17 protein-coding genes, 1 tRNA gene and 2 pseudogenes are annotated in these 17,973 nt (G+C 51.1%); 11 read left to right on the top strand and 9 right to left on the bottom strand.

Translation table 11 applies throughout. The annotated features are described in order from the left end of the window. Positions 1 to 24: 24 nt before the first annotated feature. Together GSQ70_RS09890 and GSQ70_RS09885 are read left to right on the top strand one after the other, a co-directional pair. Positions 25 to 1,050 carry an ADP-ribosylglycohydrolase family protein gene (locus tag GSQ70_RS09890; protein WP_158782365.1) on the top strand — a complete coding sequence of 342 codons (1,026 nt, stop codon included), beginning with the start codon at positions 25 to 27 and terminating at the stop codon, positions 1,048 to 1,050. Beyond that, the gene (locus GSQ70_RS09885) at positions 1,037 to 2,014 is read left to right on the top strand and encodes a PfkB family carbohydrate kinase (protein WP_158782364.1); all 978 of its coding nucleotides are present in this window, start codon (positions 1,037 to 1,039) and stop codon (positions 2,012 to 2,014) included. Before GSQ70_RS09890 ends, GSQ70_RS09885 begins: the two co-directional genes overlap by 14 nt. Here GSQ70_RS09885 and GSQ70_RS09880 read toward each other — a convergent pair. After that, positions 2,001 to 2,741 (bottom strand): GntR family transcriptional regulator, encoded by a 741-nt coding sequence (locus GSQ70_RS09880; protein WP_158782363.1) that lies wholly within the window; start codon positions 2,739 to 2,741, stop codon positions 2,001 to 2,003. The genes GSQ70_RS09885 and GSQ70_RS09880 overlap by 14 nt on opposite strands. A gap of 95 nt (positions 2,742 to 2,836) precedes the next feature. On the opposite strand from GSQ70_RS09880, the gene GSQ70_RS09875 reads away from it, so the two are divergent. The 4 genes from GSQ70_RS09875 to GSQ70_RS09860 all read left to right on the top strand — a co-directional run bounded on the left by GSQ70_RS09875 (position 2,837) and on the right by GSQ70_RS09860 (position 6,054). Further along, entirely contained in the window at positions 2,837 to 3,223 is a 387-nt protein-coding gene (locus GSQ70_RS09875; protein ID WP_370521108.1) for an enolase C-terminal domain-like protein, read from the top strand. 812 nt (positions 3,224 to 4,035) lie between these two features. Continuing rightward, positions 4,036 to 4,206 carry a hypothetical protein gene (locus GSQ70_RS09870; protein WP_158782362.1) on the top strand — a complete coding sequence of 57 codons (171 nt, stop codon included), beginning with the start codon at positions 4,036 to 4,038 and terminating at the stop codon, positions 4,204 to 4,206. Between the two features lie 91 nt (positions 4,207 to 4,297). Then, the gene (locus tag GSQ70_RS09865; protein ID WP_158782361.1) at positions 4,298 to 4,762 is read left to right on the top strand and encodes a CaiF/GrlA family transcriptional regulator; all 465 of its coding nucleotides are present in this window, start codon (positions 4,298 to 4,300) and stop codon (positions 4,760 to 4,762) included. Positions 4,763 to 5,058: 296 nt separating this feature from the next. After that, positions 5,059 to 6,054 (top strand): acyltransferase, encoded by a 996-nt coding sequence (locus GSQ70_RS09860; RefSeq protein ID WP_158782360.1) that lies wholly within the window; start codon positions 5,059 to 5,061, stop codon positions 6,052 to 6,054. Between the two features lie 3 nt (positions 6,055 to 6,057). Here the strand turns inward: GSQ70_RS09860 and GSQ70_RS09855 are convergent, their stop codons facing one another. From GSQ70_RS09855 to GSQ70_RS09820, 8 genes and pseudogenes are all read right to left on the bottom strand, one after another. Continuing rightward, entirely contained in the window at positions 6,058 to 6,978 is a 921-nt protein-coding gene (locus GSQ70_RS09855) for a GlxA family transcriptional regulator (RefSeq protein WP_158782359.1), read from the bottom strand. A gap of 1 nt (position 6,979) precedes the next feature. Beyond that, positions 6,980 to 7,522: a cysteine hydrolase family protein gene (locus GSQ70_RS09850; protein WP_158782358.1), complete on the bottom strand. Its 543-nt coding sequence runs from the start codon at positions 7,520 to 7,522 to the stop codon at positions 6,980 to 6,982. 94 nt (positions 7,523 to 7,616) lie between these two features. Then, complete coding sequence (locus tag GSQ70_RS09845) at positions 7,617 to 8,339, bottom strand: fimbrial assembly chaperone (RefSeq protein ID WP_158782357.1); 723 nt, start codon at positions 8,337 to 8,339, stop codon at positions 7,617 to 7,619. Beyond that, positions 8,305 to 9,639: a fimbrial usher protein StbD gene (gene stbD, locus GSQ70_RS09840; protein ID WP_158782356.1), complete on the bottom strand. Its 1,335-nt coding sequence runs from the start codon at positions 9,637 to 9,639 to the stop codon at positions 8,305 to 8,307. The genes GSQ70_RS09845 and stbD overlap by 35 nt, the downstream gene beginning before the upstream one ends. Before the next feature lie 4 nt (positions 9,640 to 9,643). Next, positions 9,644 to 12,208, bottom strand: coding sequence for a fimbrial outer membrane usher protein (locus GSQ70_RS09835; protein ID WP_158782355.1), 2,565 nt, complete (start codon positions 12,206 to 12,208; stop codon positions 9,644 to 9,646). Next, positions 12,189 to 12,947 carry a fimbria/pilus periplasmic chaperone gene (locus tag GSQ70_RS09830; protein ID WP_158782354.1) on the bottom strand — a complete coding sequence of 253 codons (759 nt, stop codon included), beginning with the start codon at positions 12,945 to 12,947 and terminating at the stop codon, positions 12,189 to 12,191. The genes GSQ70_RS09835 and GSQ70_RS09830 overlap by 20 nt, the downstream gene beginning before the upstream one ends. A 57-nt stretch (positions 12,948 to 13,004) precedes the next feature. Next, positions 13,005 to 13,295, bottom strand: a pseudogene (locus GSQ70_RS09825) (fimbrial protein); the annotation flags it as partial. 399 nt (positions 13,296 to 13,694) lie between these two features. Beyond that, entirely contained in the window at positions 13,695 to 14,579 is an 885-nt protein-coding gene (locus tag GSQ70_RS09820) for a winged helix-turn-helix domain-containing protein (RefSeq protein WP_158782353.1), read from the bottom strand. 329 nt (positions 14,580 to 14,908) lie between these two features. On the opposite strand from GSQ70_RS09820, the gene GSQ70_RS09815 reads away from it, so the two are divergent. The 5 genes and pseudogenes from GSQ70_RS09815 to GSQ70_RS09795 all read left to right on the top strand — a co-directional run bounded on the left by GSQ70_RS09815 (position 14,909) and on the right by GSQ70_RS09795 (position 17,524). Continuing rightward, positions 14,909 to 15,003: transfer RNA gene (locus GSQ70_RS09815), tRNA-Sec, on the top strand. Positions 15,004 to 15,200: 197 nt separating this feature from the next. Beyond that, positions 15,201 to 15,365 (top strand): annotated as a pseudogene (locus GSQ70_RS26380) (hypothetical protein); the annotation flags it as partial. Between the two features lie 239 nt (positions 15,366 to 15,604). Further along, positions 15,605 to 16,426: an RNase A-like domain-containing protein gene (locus GSQ70_RS09805; protein ID WP_158782352.1), complete on the top strand. Its 822-nt coding sequence runs from the start codon at positions 15,605 to 15,607 to the stop codon at positions 16,424 to 16,426. Between the two features lie 8 nt (positions 16,427 to 16,434). Next, positions 16,435 to 16,731, top strand: coding sequence for a contact-dependent growth inhibition system immunity protein (locus tag GSQ70_RS09800; RefSeq protein WP_158782351.1), 297 nt, complete (start codon positions 16,435 to 16,437; stop codon positions 16,729 to 16,731). Between the two features lie 247 nt (positions 16,732 to 16,978). Then, a complete protein-coding gene (locus GSQ70_RS09795) occupies positions 16,979 to 17,524 on the top strand; it encodes an NUDIX domain-containing protein (protein ID WP_158782350.1) in 546 nt (181 codons plus the stop codon). Positions 17,525 to 17,973 lie beyond the last annotated feature (449 nt).

The raw sequence follows: 17,973 nt of genomic DNA, 5'->3' as shown, positions 1-17,973 counted from the left end.
TTGCATAACTTTGAGGGGAAAATTATGACAGTCAGTCAGGAAAGCAGAATTTTGGGTGCGTTCTATGGTCAGGCTCTGGGCGATGCGATGGGGATGCCCTCGGAGCTGTGGCCCCGCACCCGAGTGAAGCAGCATTTTGGCTGGATCGACCGCTTTTTACCGGGACCAGCTGAAAACAATGCGGCCTGCTACTTCCGCGCCGCCGAGTTCACCGACGACACCTCCATGGCACTGGCGCTGGCCGATGCCATCATCAGCTGTGACGGGGCGATTGAACCGGAGGTGATTGGCCATAATATCCTGCGGTGGGCGGAAGGATTTGATGCCTTCAATAAAAATGTTCTGGGGCCAACGTCGAAAATTGCCCTTAACGCGATGAAGGCAGGAACGCCGATTCAGCAACTGGAAAATAACGGCCTGACCAACGGCGCTGCGATGCGTGTTTCGCCACTGGGGTGCCTGCTTCCGCCGCGCGATCTGGCCGGTTTTATCGGCGACGTTGAGCTGGCTTCCAGCCCGACCCATAAGTCAGACGTGGCAATTGCCGGGGCAACAGCGATCGCCTGGGCTGTTTCGCTGGCCGTTGAAGGGAAGGTGTGGGCGGCGATCCGTGATCAGCTCCCTGCAGTAGCAAAAGCGGCGCAGGAGAAACGTGTCACCACCTTCAGCCCTTCGATGGCGGCACGTATTGAGCTTGCGCTACAGGTGGTGGATAACGCCGTGGGCGTGGAACAGGCGATGGAGCACATTTATCAACTGATCGGTGCCGGAACGGCCACCATAGAGTCTGTTCCGGCCGCCATTGCCATGGTAGCACTGGCGGATACCGATCCCACACGTTGCGCCGTGCTTTGTGCCAACCTGGGCGGGGATACGGATACTATCGGTGCTATGGCGGTCGCCATCTGCGGCGCGCTGCACGGCATCGAGGCCATCGATCCCGATCTCAGGGCACAGTTGGACGCCGCCAACCAGCTCGACTTTACCCGTTACAGCCGCGCCTTCCTGGGGTTCCGGCAGCAGCGTCAGGAGGCGTATGATCACGCATAATGACTTGCCGCGTCTGGCTGGCTGTACGCCGGTTTGTGTGATGGGTGCCGCCGTAGTGGATGTGATTGCCGATGCTTATTCGCTACCCCACCGGGGCAGCGATATTGAGCTGCACCAGCAGGGAATAAACGTGGGCGGTTGCGCGCTGAATGTGGCAATTGCCCTGCACCGGCTGGGGATTGAGGCGACCAACGCATTACCGGTAGGCAAAGGCATCTGGGCGGGAATTGTGGCGGCCAAAATGGCGGAGTACGGCATTACCTCTCCGGTTCATACCGATAAAGGCGACAACGGCTGGTGCCTGGCGTTGGTGGAGCCTGACGGTGAGCGAACCTTTCTTTCGGTCAGCGGGGTCGAGAATCAGTGGGATGAGGCGATGCTGGCGCAATTTGTACTGCCAGAGCGGAGCTGGATCTACCTCTCAGGCTATCAGCTGACTGCCGCCAGCGGCGAGAGGCTGGTCGCGTGGCTTGAAGCGCAGCGTGGTTTACACCAGTTGTTGATCGATTTCGGCCCGCGGCTGGCGGTTATTTCAGACAATTTGTTTCAGCGCGTGATGGCCCTGAAGCCGCTGGTCACGCTTAACCGCCAGGAGGCCGGGCTGATGAGTGAAAGGCTGGTGGGCAAAGGAACGGCTGGAAGCCAGCAGCTGATGGCAGACTGGCGCGAGCATTTCGACAGTGGGCTTATCGTCAGGATGGACAGTGAAGGGGCGGGTTATGTCAGCGCCGATCGTTCAGGTTGGGTGCCGGCGCTTACCACTACGGTGGTGGATACTATTGGCGCTGGCGACAGCCATGCAGGCGGGGTGCTGGCTGGCCTGGCATCGGGATGGACGCTGGGAGAAGCGGTGATGTTAGGTAACGCAGTGGCGTCCTATGTGGTGGCGCACCGTGGCGGTGACTGCGCACCAGACAGGAGCGAACTTTCCGTCCACTGGCAGCGGCACATTACTCAGCAATAAACGTGTACATATCGCTGCGGCAGTAGCTGATGCTGTACTCCAGCGGCGTGGCCTGCTCATCCAGAGCCAGCTGGCTGATAACCAGGATCGGCACGTTATCGGGCAGGGAAATGTGTGAGCGGATGTCTTCATCGGGCATCCGTGCACTGACGCGACTTTTAGTTTGTACCGGCCGGATGTTGCGCTGCAGAAAATAGTCATACAGCGAAATATCAATATCCTCGACCCGATCTATCAGCGCGGCGGGAACCCATGACTCCTCAATCGACACGGCCTGATCGTCAACGTAACGAATGCGCTTCAGCAGAAAAACGTCGCTGCCTGGCTCCAGCTTCAGCCAGCCAGCGATCTCTTTATCGCAGGGGACCACGCTTTTGTTAATCCAGGTGGTGGCAGGCGTTTTTCCCTTCATCAGGACCTGACGGGAGAAGCCTTTTGGTTCCTTTAGCGAATATTCCATTGGGCTGGCGATCTGTGTACCGTAACCACGCGCCCGCACCACCACACCTTCTTTTTCCAGTTCCGCCAGCGCCTTACGTACGGTAATTCGGGATATTTGCAGCTGCTGGCTGAACTCGCGCTCGCTGGGCAGAATATCATCCTGACGCAGCGAACCCTGAAGGACTTCATTTTTAATCACCGCGACAAATCGCTGGTACAGCGGTTTTTTTTCTCTGGCGGTGAGCTGTAATTTCAGTCGGTCGAGTAGTGGGGCGAAGTCTTTCATCAGGAGAGGTATCAGTTAATTTTTGCCAATAATACGCGCAAACCTCTCATAACGGAAATCGCAGTAATACCCGAAACGGACCTGTTTTATCATCGATTAAAGCAGGAATAAACCGGCGCAGGTCTGTCATCAGAAAATCGTTTACGTTCTGCGCAGGTCGGATTTCGTTCATTGCAGCGGGCGAGCAGGAGTGTACGGTGGTGGGCTTCCAGCGCCTGATCGATGAAGGGGGTATCGATATCGTGCCTATTGACCTTACCCGTACCGGCTTTACCCAGGCGATTGAAATTGCTCACTATACCTACAGTCGTGGCCGCAAAGTCTGCAATCATAACTTCAACACTGACATCAATACTGCAGCCTCGCTGCACTTCCTTTGCGCTATCGAAAATGCACGGGTATTGGAGTACCGCGTTGAGCCGGGTGAAATCAGTCGCTCGCTGGCGAAGGACCCGGCGCTTTTTTACGTCGGGCTGCGGTGATCTTCCGCCACACAATTCCCTCACCGTGTTTATCCCAGGCTATAAATGAAATTTATAATACATCTTGTCAAATCAGAGCAACATCAGATCTATTAACCTGTTGTGTCAGGCATATTCTGGTGGTCAGTTAAAATATTATTTCAAAATTGGGATCGGTGCCTCAATTATGGTTGGGGTCTATAGTAAAGTCGCTAATCAAAGAATGTTGAAATTATCATTTCTATTCATATTCCTGTTCATGAATAATGTTTAAATAGGGCTTGTTGTTATTTTTTATTGTAAAAAATGGAGTAATTATTTTTATGGACAACCTGCGACTCAAAGGATATCTACCCTCATGCCGCGAGAGGTTTATGCACGGATTTTTTCAGTGGGTATTTGTTTAATAAATTGATAGTTATAGAAATAATATGAAATATTCGTTGGCGACGTGCGTCATTATTGTCAGTCCAGTTTGATTAAAAATGCATTTATTTTATGCAAGTTGCATGAATAAGGTTGTTATTAAATTTTGATTAATTTATTGTTTTTATCAATAATATTGATCATGACGATTAAAATTACTTGTTTTACACTCTTTGCCTGCAATTTTCAGACTCACCTTGATATTTAACCTGACTGAACCCTTTGTCGGGAAATATAAATGGTCTCTACCCCAGGTTTCCTCTCAACAACCCCTCTGGTTAGAGACGCTAAATCGGCATTAATTAATCAGGAGATTCATTCCGCCGATTAACCTACTTCCGATAATAAACAAGGTCTATTTAAACAAGTCCATGTGCGTCTTTTTTATAAGAAAAGGAATTGCAGTGATGAAAAAAAGAGGAGCGGATTTGGCCTGGGCCAGTGGTGCAGCAAGCGGGACTTCCTGGAAGCAAATCAACACGAATACCGCTGGTTTGGCTGAACTGAAGCTTAACGAAAGCATCAGTGGCTATGCCGGATTCGATTACACCAAAGGCGGAGACATCGAACGTCCATGACAGGCGGCCGTGGGCACGGGCTACAACTGGTAAAAGTGTTATCACCCACCCTGCCTCGACGTCTTTATTGGGGACAGGGTTTTTTACACCGTTGGAGGATAAGGATGTGAATTTACATCATGAAGGGAATTCACCTGCACTGCGTAAAGCAGTGAAACAGCGAAACCATGACAGTGCAAATGTGCCACTGTCCCTTCAGTCTCATGCTGACAAACCACTCTATATCCTGATTGCACTGTGGTGTTCACAGCAGAATGACTGGGTTGATCGTCAGCAAATCTCGGATGTCTTTGCCATTACCGAACGGCGGGCTTCCTTTCAAATCTCATACATCCTGCGCCACAATGAGCGGATTGAATGCCTTACCCGCAAGACAAGGATGCAGAATACAGGCAGATACCGGCAACAGCTGAAAGTTCAGCGAGTTTGCCTGGAAGAAAGCCATGGCAAAACAGAACCTAACGTCAGACGAAGCAGCCTGAAAGCGCATCAATGTCTGGAACGGAAGGAAAATTGGCGTTGGGTTCTGTCCCGACAAGCGCCTGTGATTAAATAAAAGTCCGCAGCGTACCTGAGAGCCTGAAAAACAGGCCACATTGTAATGTCAGGGCGTAATAGTTTTAATTTTCTTATTCTTTGACTTCAACTACACAGAGATTTCCGCGCCGACCCAGGGAAAGCCCGGAGGAGAAAAATGAGTGGGTCGAACACTTCGACCCCGGCGATTTACCGGTCAGTTACTTTTTTTCTCCGTCCCTTTCCGGGTCTGTCTGATTTCTGGGTTCTGAGGTTGTTGAACACTCTCCACCGCGCTACGCTCAATACGCATTGATGCACGGCAATGAGGGTGTAATGAAGGAAAAGATCGGCTGGGTTGATAATCTGCGGGCCGTGGCCTGCCTGATGGTCATCATGATCCATACTACCACCTGGTACGTAACTAACAGTACGGCCATCGGCGAACACACCTGGGACCTTTCCAATCTGCTCAACTCCGCTTCGCGGGTCTGTGTGCCGCTGTTTTTTATGGTTTCAGGCTATTTGTTTTTTGGTGAACGCAGCGCTCAGGGCCGCCATTTTCTGCGGATAGTGCTCTGTCTGGTATTTTACAGCGCCGTCGCACTGGCTTACATCACCTGGCTGACGCCAATCAGTGAAGGCCTCTCAATTCGTCATCTGCTGCAAAAACCGGTGTTCTATCATCTTTGGTTTTTCTTCGCCATTATTGCCATCTACATGCTTTCGCCGCTGATCCAGGTCAAGCCAGCACGGGCCGGGTATCTTGCCATGGTCACGTTAATCCTTGCGGTGCTGGCCAACCCCAATACTGTCGATCAGTCCATCGGGCCGTTTCACTGGCTGCCGCTGAATCTGTATATCAGCGGTGACAGTTTTTATTACGTGCTGTACGCGCTGTTTGGCCGGGCAATTGGCGTGATGGATACTGATAAGCCGGGCGTGAGCTGGATTGCCGGGGGGGTCTTTCTGGCCTGCGTAGTGGGAATTGCTATGGGGACAAAGAAGCAAATGGCGATAAATGGCGCCTTTGCCGATACCTGGTATCTGTACTGTGGGCCGGTGGTCTTTGTGGCTGCAATCAGCCTGCTGATTTTTTTTAAAAACTGCCTCAATCAGCGACCATTGCCGATTTTAGCCACCATTTCGCGTAATTCTTTGCCCATATACGGTTTTCATGCACTGTTTATCCACTTTATGCGCACCCATCATCTCGATAACACCTCGCATCCGCTGCTGGATATCCCGGTAGTGTTTATTGTCACGCTGGCAGGGAGCCTGCTGCTGGCGGTGGGATTAAGGCGGCTGGATACACGTCATTACGTAAGCTGACTGCTATTTTTGCGAACGCTGCAGTGCGCGGCGAAGCTGGCGGGAAGAGGAGAATCCGGCCGACAGGGCGGCTTTTTCTGCCCCTTCGCCCTGCTGCAATCTCTGTTGTGCAATCGCCAGCCTCAGTTGCTCATGATATTCCCTCACGCTGATCCCCAGATGCTGCCGGAACAGGCGTGCCAGATGGCGGGCGCTGACATGCACGCGGGAGGCAATCTCTTCCATCTGCCAGTCGTGTTCGGGCTGGTTCCCCAGTAAATCCTGGGTTCGGTGGATGGCCGGGTGCAGATGATTACGATAGCGCAGCCAGGGTGAAAGCTGCGGGTCATCGCCTGAACGACGGAAATAAACAACCATTTCCCTTGCCACGCTGAGCGCCATCTGCGAGCCGCACAGGCGATTAATCAGATGCAGTGAGAGATCTATCCCGGCAGTAATTCCGGCGCTGGTCCAGATGCCACGATCTTCGATAAATATCCTGTTTTCTTTCACAATCGCGGCTGGTTCGGCGATTTTAAGCCGGGTTATCACTTCATGATGGGTGGTGCATTGCACCCCGTTTAGTAAACCTGAGCGGGCTGCCAGTAGCGCTCCCGAGCAAATGCATAGCAGTGTGATTTTTCTGTCATGAATGGCGGATTGCATGCGCATCAGCCAGTTGCGTGCGCTGATGGCCTGAGGCGTGTCAAACCAGATGCCGGAATCACAGACGCCAGGCACTACCAGCAGGCAGCCTTCAGGCAGGTTTTCCGGCAGCGGTTCAATGCCGCCGATCTGCATATCAGTGGAGGTCATTACGCTGGCATCCGGGCCGATATAACGCAGTGAGAAGGCACCGCCGGCCAGTTTCAGTGTTTCTGCCGGGCCGGTAATATCCAGCGTCATCACGCCGGGCAACGTCAAAAACCACACCGATGTCGTCATTTTATGAAAGTTCCTGCAGGCACTCCTCAACGTCACGAATAACGGCGAAGCGGTTAATCAGTACGCTTTCGGTCCGGTGACGCAGGTCGCTGATGCTCAGAGTTAAACGGTTATGGCAAATCGGGAACGTCAGGGTTGCTTCGGTCACAAATGTCACCCGGTAACCCAGATCGGAAGCCACCCGCGCCGTGGTTTCACAGCATTGCTCGGTACGCAGGCCGCAGATGATCAGATGATCCACCTGCTGCTCGCGTAGCCAGGGATCGAGTACGGATTCAGTCAGTGCATTATGAACACGCTTCTGCACAGTTTTAACGGCTTTATGGTTAAGAAAGGGCAGCCGTTCAACCAGCCCGGACGCCAGTGAAAAAGCACCGTGTTCCTCAACATGGAAGACATCAACAATTGGAATGCCGCGAACGTGGCAGCCCCCAATCAGCGCGCTGAGGCTGCGCTCAAAGGCTGGCATTTCCACCGTCTCTTTATAACCACGATGATAGAAGGACTGCTGGGCGTCAATCACTAAAAGAACACTTTTGGACATTTCCGGACTCCTGACAACTTGCTGTAACGCAATAATGTCAGGGATGGGTCGTGATAATAAGGCCAAAAACGGACATCATGTTGCCAGCCAGGGACTAGTGCGTCCGGGTCTGATAAACCCAGCGGTTGCCTGTGTCGTTAATCACCTCATAGGTCATCTCTTCTCCGGCTGAAATGACCTGAGAAAGTGGCACCGTGAGGCTTTCTCCTGGGGCGACCATCAGATTGCCAATGGCTGGTTGTCCCCGGGGCTGGGCGGTAAAACTGATGTACCAGGTGGTTGGGTTAGTCACCTGTAACCGCATTCCTCTGGTAATAAATTGCAGCTTTTCAGCGTCTTTTTCCTGCAAAGTTGCCACGCCGGATGGCCGTACCAGCACCTTTAAACGCAGCCGCAATGGCATAACAACCTGCTGCTCAGCCTGATCGCTGGCCCGCTGGCCGGGTGGGATTTGATACAAATTAAGCCAGAAGAGATTTTCCCGCCCGGCCGCCAAGTTTTGCCTGGATGAGAGCATCAGACGCAGGGATTTTACTTCTCCCGGCAGCATTCTGAACACTGGTGGCAGAGCGACGACCGGAGTGTGGTTGTTGTCGGGTGAAGAAACGGGATCGCCCTCATCCAGCCAGACCTGCATAACCACCGGGGCGATATCGTCATTCGCCAACAGCAGCGACTGGGCCATCTCATCGGAATTGAACACCACGCGCGTACGGTCGGTGTTCACCACCGCGTAGCCCGGTATTGCTATACAAATCAGTAATACCGCCATACTGTGGGTATTACTGAAAACTGACCACCACCTGTAATTGCGCATTCACGCTCCCTGCCGTTATGGTTTGCCCGTCGATCGCTTCAAGCGAAGCCGTGAAGTCGCCGCTGTAAATACTGGTGCCGCCTGTCGAAACCAGACTGGTCAGATCCTTGTAGCCATACCAACCCCGTGCGTTGCCGGTGCCCATACTGGACTTATCTGGTAAGAGGTTGATTGCGCTTCCATTTTGGTTATAAATACGGATGCCCACACCGGAGGCCACGCCGCTGCTGCCGTACTGATTATCCAGTAGCCAGGTCAGGCCCCCCGAGCTGTTTGCCAGCCCCAGCGTCCTCGCTGTACTAACGGCGGTAGGCTGATTAACCAGAAAACCCATCGCCACATTGGCAGCCGAAGCGGAGGATTTGTTGGTACTGGAAATCGCACCTGATTCGCACTCAATACTGACATTGAAAGGGGCCTGGCTGCTGCCTCCTGCCCGCAACACATTGGCGCTTATGGCCGGCAGCGGTACTCGCGAAGGATAATCGTTGACCTGGCAGAACGCACCGCGCACCCAGGTCACTTTCTGGTAAGTGTTCCAGCTGCCCGGCCAGTTATGATAAAAACCATACCAATAGTATGCAGAGTCCATTCCCGCTTTCAGGGAGTTGGTATCCAGCCCGGGCCCTTTGAATGCGATATAGCCTCGCGGCTGATAGTAGCCATCCACATAGTAAGCGAAGCTGTTGTAGTAGTGAGCCGTGGAGTCAATTTTAAACAGCTCATACAACACGTTACTGAATGCACTGGCCGGAATATAAATATACTGGCTGTCCTGATACCAGTCGTCGGCGGTGAACGCCCGCTGTTTCCAGTAGCGGGAGTAATACTCACCGGTTGAGAGATTGGTCAGCCTTGCCGCGACGTTTTTCACAACGTCGTAATAGGCTCCATCCACTTCGGAAGCGGCGTACATGCCGGTGTATTCGTTGTCTCCATTGGTGGCGTACATCTCAAACAGACTGCTTGCATCTGCCAGCTGGCAGCGGAAGAGGATCTGATTACTGGAATAGGCAACATTGCTGGCACTGGTGACGAAGTTGCCGACGCTACTGGCAATCAGCGTTCCTGAGGGCTGAAAATGGCCACCGGCGTTGATGCTGATCACCGCTGGCAGGCCGATATTAGCGTTACAGGTATCGCAGGTTCCGGCCCAGCTGGCTGCGGTGTAGCCCGCCGCAATGGCATCGCTGGAGAGCGAGCTGGTGCTGGTCACTTTAATGCAGTTCGCCATCAATGGCGTACTGATGCTGAACAACCCCAGGCAAAGCAGCCTGGCGAGTCGTAATAATTCGCTCATCGGATTATCCCTTTTCACAGGTTTGAGTGAGTTCAACAAAGGCCTCGTCCTGACCCCCCGGTAACTGATAGCGCAGCAGACATTGCTGACTGTCACTGTTTCCCCACTTCACTTTCAACGTGCCGGAGGCACTGGCAATTCGTGCATAGATCTGTCCACCCTGACCAACCATACCCACAGCAGTGCCGTTGGCATCAAAGACCTCTGCGCCCATTGGGGGCACCGTACCGTCACGGTTGCTAACGTTAATTAATACCGCCTTACCTTTCAGAGTGGCTAAATCAACGCGGGCAATTGCCCCGGCATAAGGCACCACCAATTTGCTGCCACCGTTTAACTCGACGTCCGCATTCATGTTTCTGGTATCCAGTGTGATGGTGTTTTTCCGGTAGGGAGACAGAGAGGGCAGAATGGCGTAACCAGCACTGTCGATGACCGCGCCCTGACCGTTCAGCACGGTAGCTCCCTGCGCACCGTCAGCATGGATCAGTGCAAAGGTATCGCTGGCATAAGGCCCCAGAGTGGCACCGCCGGAATGCAGCACCAGCGTACCGGAAGCGCCAAGTCCCAACTGACGATAGCCGCTGCCCTGATCCCAGGACGCGCGCAGGCCACCCACGCGGGTGTTTTGCTGAGCGTTTGCTCCCCAGGTGGTTGCCTGGCCACTGCCATCGCGATAACGCTCGTAGCCTCCATAGCCTGACCATAAGAGATCGCTATTTTCTCCGGCGGAGCCGGTCAGGCTGGTGGTACCTGAGCGCGAGTTGCGAGACTGGTTGTAATTAAAAGCCACGGAAGAGCGGCTTTCTGCCCAGTTCAGCGGCATTGATATGCTCAGCGAAAGGGTGTTCTCGGTATAACGTCGTTTGCTGCTGCTGCCTGTGTCATCGTTAACGCTGTAGTTGAAACGGCCGTTGTCCCAGCTGGAACGCTGGCGGGCAACGTTGATGTTGTAGCCGATCTGACGCCACTGATTGCTGTACCCCAGTTGTAGCTGAGTGATACGCGACTGATTGTTGTAATAATCAGCGGTACTGGCCGACAAATTCAGGGTGCCAAAACTGTCGAACGGCTGGCTGACAGTGGCCGACAGCCGGTTACGCTGACTGAGCGTATCCGAATAATAATCTGTGCCGTCGTACTGCTGGCGGCGCACGCCGAGCACATCCTGCAGATCGCGAAAGCCGCTGGTCGAGTAGTGGTAGGCCGCCAGCACCAGGTTGGTACCGGAGCTGAAGGTTTTGCTGTAGCTGGTTTCCGCGCGCCATCCCTGTTCACTGCTATCGTTTTCCACCCGGGCTTGAGACCAGGTGGTATTCACGCCAAACGCGCCCATGCGGGTTGCCCAGACGCCGCCCAGTAACAGTGCCTGATAATTATCGGCAACTCGCGATCCGACGTTGGCAGTCACGCTGTTGCTGATCCCGCGCTGCAATACGCCTTCGAAGAAAGTGTTTTCCACACTGTAATATTGACGGACGCGGCCCAGCGCCAGCGAATAGTGCCAGTTACCGGGACGAACAGAATCCGGAACCGCCGAGTAGGGAACGGTGAAGGTTGAGGATTTCCCGTTTGCTTCGACGATTTCAACATCAAGATCGCCCTGATTTCTGGTGTTGTAGAGATCGTTAATAACAAACGGACCAGGAGCGACAGTTGTCTCATAAACCACCTTGTCTAGCTGACGGACAATAACCCGTGCGCTGCTGCCTGCGGTTCCCCGTACTTCGGGCGCATAGCCACGCTTACCCTGCGGCCACATTCGTTCATCAGTTGCCAGTTTGATGCCATTGAAAGCGAGGCTGCCAAACAGACTGCTGTCGGTATAGCTGTCACCCAGCATCAGTGTGCTGCTCAGTGCGGCAATCGGGTGCTGAATCCAGCTTCTGACTGCGTTATAGCGGTAGGCGCTGCCACCGGTGCTGCTGTCAACGTAGCGAAGATTTCCCTGGTGTCGTATTTGCCACAAACCGAGGTTGGCCCCGGTGTGAATTCCACTCCATAAGTATCTGTAATTAAAATTATTATCAGTATTTTCGGTATAGGTGTAATTGGTGTTATGGCGTAAAAAAAGCGCCAGCGTTCCGCTGTCCCACTCAGAGGGTGGGATGTAGCCACGAGGTGTTCTGACCAGATATTGCATCGGAACCGACAGCTGCAGGCGCAGACTGGATTGCTCAAATTGCCAGCTTGCTTCAGGTAGCCAGTCGCTGAGAAAACGGCACTCTGCAGTAGCCGCGCCAGTTTGATCTGCAGGGACAATTTGCGCGGCATGAATCAGAGTGGCAGGCAGGCACGGTTCCGGGCGGTTTTGCTGGCGTGGGTTCGCCAGAAAAGCGATTTTTTCACTGCTTTTGACCAAATCCTGGTTAACGAAGATATCCACTTGCCAGTTGCCTGGCGTGATCGTTTCGGATGTCTGATTAAACTGCGCCAGATTCTGACCATAGGCCGATCCCTGAAACAGTGAGGGATCGAACCAGTAATCCTCAGCCCATCCCTGAGCAGGAAGAGAAACTGATGCCAGCAGTGTCAGCCTGATACCCGGACTAAGGGAAAGTAACATCATAGCGCTCACTGATCCGTGCACCCTGATCGTTAACGAGGGTCACCACTACCTGAGATTTGCCCCTGAAGGTTTTACCTGCTGGTAGTGCAAAAGACTTGCTGCTGAAAGGCGCGATCATCTCTGCATCCAGCATCTGGGTGACGCCGCCTGCAGTCACCTGAAGAGTGGAAAGAGAAGCGTGCCAGGGGCGTGGATTGATAATTTCAACCGCCATTAAGGAATTTGCTGTTCTGACAACCCGTACTTTCAACTCATGGGATAAATTATCCGGAGCACCGAGTGAAGCCGGGCGATAAAATAATTTAATTCGGGTGCGAAGTGTGATCAGGATTTTATTGTTTTTTCTGCCAGCGTCGATATTAGCTGGCGGAATTTGCAGGACGTTGAACCAGAAAACGGATTCCCGATCCTGAGGCAGTATTTTATTCTTATTCTGAGCGACGCGAATAATCTGACCATTTTGGGGCTGGACACGAAATACAGGAGGTGCAGCAATAAACGGAACGTTGCTTACTGCATCCGGTTTAGTGTTTATATCTCCATTGTCAAACCATGTCTGAATAACATAGGGGAAATTATCGTTATTTTTTAACTGCACATCTACCGAGCTGGCAGAGCCGGGATAAATAATCCGGCTGCCGGTCAGAGTGACGCTTGCGTTGACAGCAGGAATAAATAACCCGCTTACCAGCAAAATTAACCTGGCATAAATAAGCGGACGAAAGTGAAGCGAAAACATGGCGAACTCCCTGTGCCTGCCAGGGCGTACGGGATAACCGCACGCCCTGTACTTAACTTACTGGTAGGAAACGGCGTATTGCAGAGTGGCTTCTACCGTACCAGCCCTGGCAGCGGCGTTAGCGTAGTATTGCGCGGTATAGGTTGCAGAGGCTTCTGTCGCATCTGCGGCCAGAACCAGGTCACCTTTGCCGGTAAAACCGTTGGTCAGATCGATCTCTTTACTGCTGGTATCCAGGATTTGAACTTCCACGTTTTCAGCAGTACCTGTGTTACCCAGGTTGCCATTACTGGTGACCTGGTTGCCGACAAATACCGTTGAGATATTCGTTTCGGTGCTGCTGCCAGTGTGTACTTAGTCATTATGAGATTTCCTGATTAAAAGCTTAGATTTCCATGGCCATTGGCCTGGTCTGTATCTTAATTACCCTTGTGGTAGCGGATCAGACCTTTCCTGGTGGGGCGGAGCAGAATCCTACGCAGGAGTCAGATAATTCTCATCATTAACTGCGAATGTTCTGTTATTAAGTTTTTTATTCTGTTTTTAAGGTTTTTAACAGTAACAAAAAGAATATAAATCACGGTATAAAGAGAGTGTATGTTAAAAACAATGTGCGTTTAATCTTCACCAGAAAGGTAAAAAAGGAGCATCTGTGTTTCTGTGCCCTGGAGTGGGTTTCTGGTAAAACGGCAGGCAAAAAAAACCTCCTTATAAGATAAGGAGGCCGTTCAGAGCGGTTTTCGGCGGTCAGGAAAGGGGAGCGTAATTGGCCGGTTCGTTCAGGCTCCAGCAGACCTCTGCTTTACTCTCGCGCAGATAGCCACAGCGCATAAAATAAAGGCGGGTCAGGTCATTTATCCAGGGTTTTATCGAGCTACTTTTTATCACCAGCATGTATTCATTACTGCCGCATTGTGGAGCCAGACGTCGGGCATAGTTCATCACCCCGGCTTTTAATTCTGTCTGATCTCTGTCTGCCATAATGTCTTGTGACATCAGTACCTTACAACCACCAGCAATACCAACGTAGATTTCAGTTCGCTCAGCCGGTACCGGGGACCAGACCAGAGTGGCGGCAATGCCCAGCAGAATGAGGCTGAGCGACAGGATCATCCATGACCAGTTGCGTGATAAGCGGCAGCTAGCCTTTAAGCGCTGCAGAAGTGCTTTTTTCCCGTTGGCGGACCCGGAAGAGGTTTGCGGCGCCTCTGTTTTAACCGGGATTTCCTGTGAAGTCAGATCCGGTTCGTTCACTTCCGCTTCGCTGGGGAGTTGTTCGTCGGGTGGATTTTCCTCTGACAGTTCCATTACAGGGATTTGTTGCAGCAGCATAAACCCTAACTTAGGTACGGTAGAGATAACCTCTTCTTCTGCACCGAGATTTTTCAGTACCCGACGTAATTTGCTGATGCACTGATTAAGATTGTTATTGCTGGACACCATACCAAAGTCATCCCAGACTTTTTTAAAAATCACCTCTCTGCTGACAGCTTCTCCCTGATGATAAATCAAAAGCAATAATAAACGTTTGGCCGGATTGGAGATTTGAACCAATTCATCATTGCCCCCGACAGGGCTAAGCGAAGCGGTATCTGAATCGAAATATATCTGGCCATTAATAATGAATTTCATTTTCACTGACTCAACGATGTGTAAGTCGGCGCACCTGTGAAAGATCGGTATCCATGATATTTCAGTCAGGTAAACAGAATCACTGGTTTTTTTAAAAAGTCGATCTTAATCTTTCATTTAACAGGGGGGAATGTTAAATTGAGTGTATCCTTACATTTGGAATTATAACAATAATCCATAGATTATTTCAGCATTTTTTACTCTTCTGGATTTACGGGAAACATTTTTATAGGTTAGAAAAGTTTGCTTTAACTTTTTTTAATATTTGATAGTTAACTGAAAGCAGATTTTGAGTGAGTGAGAGTGCTATACTCGCCCGCTCAAAGAGAGGAAGATCGTCGTTTCCGGTGAGACGGCTGGACTTCAAATCCAGTTGGGGCCGCCAGCGGTCCCGGGCAGGTTCGACTCCTGTGATCTTCCGCCAATTAGCCCCCCTGAATTCCCCCACAGTCAATAAATCCCTTATACTACCTGCTATTGCAATCAGTTATGTTCTCCTGATGTCAACTGATGTCAACTGATGTCAACTGATGTCAACTGATGTCAACTGATGTCAACTGATGTTGACCCTTGACCTTGACCTTGACCTTGACCTTGACCTTGACCCAGACCCATGACCCGCTGAGCATGAAGATGTTCGGCCTGTCGCTTGACGGGATTTTACGGGAATACGGGCTGAACTACCTGAAGCGGTGAATAAAGCTGGGTATCCAGACCAATCTGGATCTGACGGAGGAAAGCAACACCGACTGGCTGCCGAAGTGTGATGAACCCACAACAGTCTGAACTGAGAGGAACCGGCGAAAGCCGGTTTTTTTACGTCCATTCTACACCTGGGGTGAAGGATATGCGTCACCCTTCACCCATGCTTAACCGTTTAAGAGATTGATTTTAGATGAAAATAATGAAAGGTGTTGAGTATGAAGGATTTTCCATAAAATCTTTTTTTATGTAGGGTGGATATGATTTAGCCAAAACCGGGATACTACCCGCAAGGATATCTTTTAATCAGAAAGGATTAAATTATGGATGATGGCATAAAAATCGTGATGTCCCCGGTTCAACTCGCTGCTGCACTGTCTGATAAAACCGTTACTGAAGGCGAGACGCTGAGTAATCGTTTATTGGGCGGGCTGGGTCTTGTTATGGGTTCTCTGGAACTGGCAGGGGCAACCGCTCTGTGTATTGCGCCTGAACCCACGGGCTTAACGAAAGCAGGCTGTGTGGTTGTGGGTGCTCACAGCCTGGATAGCATCAATACTGCTGCAAATCAGATGATTATGGGGAGAGATACACGCACGGCCACTTACAAAGCCGCTACTGCAATGGCAAAAGCCTTTGGGGCAGACAATAATACAGCGATGAAAATCGGTATGACTGTCGATGTTGCAGTGCCTTTGGGATTCGCGTTGGCTATCGGAGCTACGAGGGTAGCGGCAGTGAGAGCAGGGCGTATCAGGCTGCGTGAGCACGAGTCAGCTACAAATCTGAAGCCGGGCGGCCATACTATTTCAACTCATATAGGTAAGAGCGACAGCGAGCTGTTAGCCAGGTTTGAAGCAAACAAACGATTGCAGTTTTCCACGACGTTTAGCAATGTGCGTATCGCTGAAGAGGCAGTCTCCAAAGCTCTCTTTGCCAACCGAAGTACCATAAAATCCGTATTGGCCGGAGGGCAGCATGGAGCCAGGCTTACCATCCGTTATCCGGTCGGTAAAGTTCTGGGCTATGGGTTTAAGCGTGGAAGTACTCAGCGGATTGAAATGAGCAGTGTAAGAATGGTTATTGAATTTCAAAAATATAACGGCAAGCCTTATTACATTCTCACTGCATTTCCAGATATTTAAGGCTAAAAATGCAAAAATTCCATTTCCTTGACCAACTTATTTTTGGTTATTTCAATCAGGATTACGACATCATCAATAATGGCGAAGATACGATTGAAGGCATTGTCGGGCTTTTTAAGCAATCCGCGCCGGACTGGATGCTGAAAGATCTGGTAGAAGAGGTTGATGATTTCCTGTCCGCATATGGTGATGAAGTCGAATCTGAGTTTAAGCGGCGATATGATTTTGATTTCTCACCAGAGCTTTGGGATACGACCGCTTATGAGTTTTTAATGACTGTACGCAAAATTGCATCTGCACCTTAAAAGCAGCAGGAAAAAGAGAGTGTGCAATGTACACTCTCGTTAATGTGTATACTGTTATGTATAAGATGAGTTCTGTGTTTTAATTTAAATGATTAAAATCAATAAATTACTGCGCGAATGGCACTCCTGTGATCTTCCGCCACTTCATCTCCATCTCCATCTCCATTTCAGACAGAACCACTTGGGCCATCCATCTCGGCCATGAGATCATCCTGCACAGCTCAACAGACCTGATGTGGGAGAACCGATGAAGAAAGAACTGACCGCCGCAGACATGCATGACGCAGAAGTACTGGTGAAAAACCCCTGGTTTAGCGTACGCAAAGTGAGCATCGACGTCGCTGAACAACAGCGCCGGGATTTTTATTCCATCCATCATCCCCGACCCGCTGTGGGCATTGTGGCTATGCAGCAGGACAAGGTGCTGCTGATTCGCCATTACCGTTATTTAATCGATAAAGTTGTCTGGGCAATCCCATCAGGTGGTGTTGATGTCGGGGAAGATCCTGAAGTTGCTGCTCTCCGGGAACTGCGGGAAGAAACGGGTTATCAGGCCGGTCAAATCAGGGAAATTATCCGTTTTAATCCTTCTTATGGCAGCAGCGATCAGCTGTTTATCACCTGGCTGGCAACCAATCTTGAATTTGTCGGGATGGAAGAGGATCAGGATGAAGTGATGGAGACTGGCTGGTTCACGCTTTCGCAAACAGAAGATCTGATTGCGCAGGGTGAAATGCCCGATGGCCTGTCCCTGGTTCCTTTGCTGCATGTGATGAAATCTCGCCGGGAATGATTCTTCTTGCCAGGCTGGCATCGAATGCCAGCCTCAAACCTCAAACCTCAAATCTCAGGCCATCGCCAGAAAGCCTCTTACAGGTGTTCCCGGAAAAATTTCCGATGCAATGGCTGGTCATCAGGCCAGCATTTTTTGATCAGGCTCATTAAATCAGTTTCTCCTTACTGAGTAAGAGTGATGAGGTTTTTCGGTTTACTCAATGTTTAGTCTGCCTGGCGTTTAATAGCGGCCAGAAAGAATGATGTTTACTGATCGGATTCTGGCCGCAGAGGCAGACAAATTCGCTATCATTTTTGTCTGGATTGTTACAGGCAAAATCGGAGCATTTTAGAATTTTAATCAGGAATCGAACTAACTGGTTTGTAACAAAATTCTGAATATTTTCCTTATCTCCTAAAGAGTTACTGAGTGAAGTGACCGCCGAGCCCCCCTTTGATCAGGGGCTA

This window comes from Pantoea sp. BAV 3049 (assembly GCF_009765445.1).
GTDB lineage: Bacteria > Pseudomonadota > Gammaproteobacteria > Enterobacterales > Enterobacteriaceae > Erwinia.
The sequence above is the reverse complement of the archived record's forward strand: the minus strand, read 5'-3'. Positions and strand labels throughout refer to the sequence as shown.